This is a genomic window from Pseudomonas sp. B7(2017), from assembly GCF_002112745.1.
Classification (GTDB): domain Bacteria; phylum Pseudomonadota; class Gammaproteobacteria; order Pseudomonadales; family Pseudomonadaceae; genus Aquipseudomonas; species Aquipseudomonas ekonensis.
This window is the reverse complement of the sequence record NZ_NEIP01000037.1, coordinates 1-2,815: the sequence shown is the minus strand read 5'-3', so window position 1 is coordinate 2,815 and position 2,815 is coordinate 1. Positions and strand designations below refer to the sequence as shown.

Annotated in this window: 1 protein-coding gene; it reads right to left on the bottom strand. The window is 58.5% G+C overall.

The window, feature by feature from the left end; translation table 11 throughout:
* A partial coding sequence (locus CAG29_RS27965; protein ID WP_139831539.1) for a DUF6531 domain-containing protein occupies nucleotides 1-2,748 on the bottom strand: 2,748 nt, incomplete at its 3' end.
* Between the last annotated feature and the right edge of the window lie 67 nt (nucleotides 2,749-2,815).

Genomic DNA, 2,815 nt, shown 5'->3' with positions numbered 1-2,815 from the left:
GCGCAACTGGCTGCCGTCCGGGTTGATGCGGCGGCTGACCAGGTGCAGGTTGTCGGCGTACTCGTAGCGGGTGATGCGGCCGAGTTCGTCGCGTTCGGCTGTCACGTTGCCATAGGCGTTGTAGGTGAACGCGCGCGTCGCGCCACCGGGCAACGTCACCTGCGACAGGCGATTGGCGTTGTCCCACTGGTACTGGGTGATGGCGCCGGACTCTTCCTGACGGGTGATCTGGCGGCCCATGGCATCGTAACGGTACTTGCGTTGCCCGCCGTCGGGCAGGCGCTCTTCCAGCAGTTGGCCAAGGTTGTTCCAACCCAACTGGTGGCGGCTGCCGTCGGGATGCGTGATTTCCAGCAATCGGCCTTGTCGGTCGTAGCTGTAGAGCGTGGCATGACCGTCCGGATCGATTTGCCGGGTGACGTCGCCTTGCTTGTTGCGCTGATACTTCCAGCTGGCCTTCCCGCGATGCACGTCGCTGACGAAGCCATTGCTGTATTCGTAGGTGATGGCTTCATCTTCAGGAGGGATGACCGCAGTCATCAACCCCTCATCGTCGTACCGGTACTCGGTCACGGCGCCCAGCGGATCCTTTTCGGCGATCAGCTGGCCTTTGTCGTTGTAGGCCTTGAGGTGCTCGGCACCGTCCGGATCGACCTTGCTGACCAGGCGAGCCTTGTCGTCGTGGGTGTAGATTTCTTCGCTGCCGTCGGCGTTGGTGACGGTGACGGTGCCTTTGTCATCCCAGGCGTAGTGCGTATCCATCTGCGAGAAATTCGCCCAGTGATGGATACAGCGAGCGAGCTTGCCTTCGTGCTCCCACTCCCAAAAGAAGGCCGCTCCGCCAGCCAGTTGCCTTTCCAGGATCACATGTTGATCGTTGTAGCGATAACGTTCGGCTTCCCCTGCAGCGTTCTTCGCCTCAATCAGCCGGTTTTGAGCGTCGTAGCTGTAGGAGACCAGCGTCTGGACGGTGCTCCAGGCGTCTTCGAGGTTGTCCGCCGGAAGGAACTGCTGATAGTCGATTGCGACGATGTGCTTGCGGTCGTAACGCAGCAGCAGGGCGCGGCCCGCGCCGTTGTCGAGGCGTTTGATGCGTCCGTGGATGTCCCGCGTGATGTGCAGCCGATTGCCGTAGCTGTCGCTGATGGCGATCAGGGTTGCGCCTTTGCTGTTGAAGCGGAAGTGGTAGAACGTCGGGCGCTTGCTTGCCTGGGCCAGAATCAGTTCGGACGGATCGTCACCCAGGAAAATGGCTGCCCTAGAAAGGCTGTTGGTGATGGCCGGACGCTGTTCACTGGGGAGCGGGAAGGGCGTGGAACGGTTTTCATGGTCAGTCCAGATGACCTCGTCGCCTACGATTTCGATCCGGTGCGCGAGTGCATGGCTCCAGCCATGGCCCAGGCCACAATCGATTTCCACTGCGCTGGTTCGGTACAGGCGTGTCCATTCAAACGGCAGCAGCCCGTCGAGGTGGCCGTCGGTAAGCGTCAGCAGTTCTTCACCGGTGACCATCGATACCGGACATCCATCAGTGCAGGTTCCGGCAGCTGGCTCTGCGCTCTTGTCGGCAGGTGTCTTAGCCTGTTTGGCAGCATCGTCACCGGCTTTGCCTCTGCCGAGCGTCGCGTTTCTCTTTCCATCAAAACGCAGTTCAGAAATGCCGTTTCTCACCTTCGCCGTCACACCACGCGCCGCCACGGCCGTGTACTTGGCGACATACTCCATGAAGCCTTTGATGATCTTGAACACGGACTCGACAAAGCCAATCACGGCCTTGACGAGAATTTCGCCGTACTTCTTCAGTCGCGCGACGAGATAGATAATCCCTGTGCCTTCGGCCGCGATGGTCAGTACGATCCCGATCACGATATCGATGGCAATGCCGACAACCGCAGCAGTAGTCATCTTCGCCGACTCGCCTGCCAGTTTGGTCGGCGGCAAACCTGCCAACCAGATCACGGCACTCCGAACCAGCAGAAACAATGCCGCCTCATCGCTGGCCAGCAACATGGCCTTCTTCATGACCTCTGGTGACTGCTTGGCCAAGTCAATCAGCTTTTGGGTGCCGGCGCCGAGATCTTCCTTGAACTTTCCTGGATCCTGAAGGATGTCGAGGACCAGGCTGATGCCATCCCACACGCCCTTGATGGCCTCCCAGCCACCTTCAAGGATGCCTTTACCGACAGACATCACCATGGTGGATGCCGATAGGGTTGACCATTGCGGTTTGAAGCCGGCCCATTCCTTGCGCAGAAAACCTTCCAGATCAGCTGTGATGCCCTTGTAGGAGTTGAACAAGGCATCGATTTGCGCTGGAGTCACTTCATTGTGAACGCGGATCTTGTAGTACTTGCCAGGAATGCCTCCCGTCCAGCTGGCCTTTCCTTTGGCGTCCAGTTTGACTTTGCTGACAGCACCACCCTCCACGGCGACGATTTCGACTTCGATATCACCCACCGGAATGTCGTATACCGATTCGAATTTGCTCTCGATGAGCAACGGCCCTTTGAGCGGGCACTGAGCGACGTTTGAGGTGAAGTCGCCATCCGTCATGCTCACCGACTTGCTGGTGTTGCCGACTTTGATCACTCGTTCCATGCCGAGCAGGGACGGCAAGTCAGCGGCGCGACTGCCCTTGTCTGCGGCTCTTGCATACCAGGTCTTGGTTTGTTCCTGGTACAGCTTCAGGCTGTCTTTGAAGGAGTTGAGTTGTCCGTCAATGAACTCAATGCGTTCCTTTGCGATCATCAGCCTTGCTCCAGAATCAGGTGGTTTAACAGTGCTTCTTTAAGGTTGTCCGGAGCATCCGGGCGAC